The following is a 1,784-nucleotide window of genomic DNA, read 5'->3' as shown; positions in this document are numbered from 1 at the left end:
TGAGGTAAATCCCTCAAAACTGAACAACGTTTCCACTAATGTGTAAGGTTCCGATTTGTTTCCTTAGAAAGGAGGTGATCCAGCCGCAGGTTCTCCTACGGCTACCTTGTTACGACTTCACCCTAATCATCTGTCCCACCTTAGGCGGTTGGCTCCCGAAGGTTACCCCACCGACTTTGGGTGTTACAAACTCTCATGGTGTGACGGGCGGTGTGTACAAGACCCGGGAACGTATTCACCGCGGCATGCTGATCCGCGATTACTAGCGATTCCGACTTCGTGTAGGCGAGTTGCAGCCTACAGTCCGAACTGAGAATGGCTTTAAGAGATTTGCTTGGCCTCGCGACTTCGCTGCTCGTTGTACCATCCATTGTAGCACGTGTGTAGCCCAGGACATAAGGGGCATGATGATTTGACGTCGTCCCCACCTTCCTCCGGTTTGTCACCGGCAGTCTCATTAGAGTGCCCAACTTAATGCTGGCAACTAATCATAAGGGTTGCGCTCGTTGCGGGACTTAACCCAACATCTCACGACACGAGCTGACGACAACCATGCACCACCTGTCTTTCCGTCCCCGAAGGGAACGTCCGATCTCTCGGATTAGCAGAAGATGTCAAGCCCTGGTAAGGTTCTTCGCGTAGCTTCGAATTAAACCACATGCTCCACCGCTTGTGCGGGTCCCCGTCAATTCCTTTGAGTTTCAACCTTGCGGTCGTACTCCCCAGGCGGAATACTTATTGCGTTAGCTGCGGCACTAAGGGGCGGAAACCCCCTAACACCTAGTATTCATCGTTTACGGCATGGACTACCAGGGTATCTAATCCTGTTTGCTACCCATGCTTTCGAGCCTCAGCGTCAGTTACAGACTAGGTAGCCGCCTTCGCCACTGGTGTTCTTCCATATATCTACGCATTCCACCGCTACACATGGAGTTCCACTACCCTCTTCTGCACTCAAGTTATCCAGTTTCCGATGCCCTTCTCCGGTTAAGCCGAAGGCTTTCACATCAGACTTAAATAACCGCCTGCACTCCCTTTACGCCCAATAAATCCGGATAACGCTTGCCACCTACGTATTACCGCGGCTGCTGGCACGTAGTTAGCCGTGGCTTTCTGGTTAAATACCGTCACTATCTGAACAGTTACTCTCAGATACGTTCTTCTTTAACAACAGAGTTTTACGAGCCGAAACCCTTCTTCACTCACGCGGCGTTGCTCCATCAGGCTTGCGCCCATTGTGGAAGATTCCCTACTGCTGCCTCCCGTAGGAGTCTGGGCCGTGTCTCAGTCCCAATGTGGCCGATCAGCCTCTCAGCTCGGCTATGCATCATTGCCTTGGTAAGCCGTTACCTTACCAACTAGCTAATGCACCGCGGGTCCATCCTAAAGTGATAGCCGAAACCATCTTTCAAGCGAAAACCATGTGGTTTTCGTTGTTATGCGGTATTAGCATCTGTTTCCAAATGTTATCCCCCACTTTAGGGCAGGTTACCCACGTGTTACTCACCCGTTCGCCACTCACTTCAATGTCTCGTCAATCTGGTGCAAGCACCGTCAATCAAAAACCGAAGTGCGTTCGACTTGCATGTATTAGGCACGCCGCCAGCGTTCATCCTGAGCCAGGATCAAACTCTCAAATTAATGAGTTATTTGAAATAGCTCTTGTTTTGTTGTTACTTGGTTATAAAGTGAATTGACTTCACAATTGTAATTGCTTCGAACTTTCGTTCAAAGACCCTACACATTTGATTCGTCGAAACGTTGTTCAGTTTTCAAAGATCTAC

Annotated in this window: 1 rRNA gene; it reads right to left on the bottom strand. The window is 49.8% G+C overall.

What is annotated here, in order from left to right:
- Window positions 1-67: 67 nt before the first annotated feature.
- Window positions 68-1,641: ribosomal RNA gene (locus LDK34_RS12475) — 16S ribosomal RNA — on the bottom strand.
- Window positions 1,642-1,784 lie beyond the last annotated feature (143 nt).

Origin of the sequence: Furfurilactobacillus milii (genome assembly GCF_021654115.1) — a bacterium.
Classification (GTDB): Bacteria; Bacillota; Bacilli; order Lactobacillales; family Lactobacillaceae; genus Furfurilactobacillus; species Furfurilactobacillus milii.
Note: the sequence above shows the minus strand (reverse complement) of the source record. Positions and strands in the feature narration are given on the sequence as shown.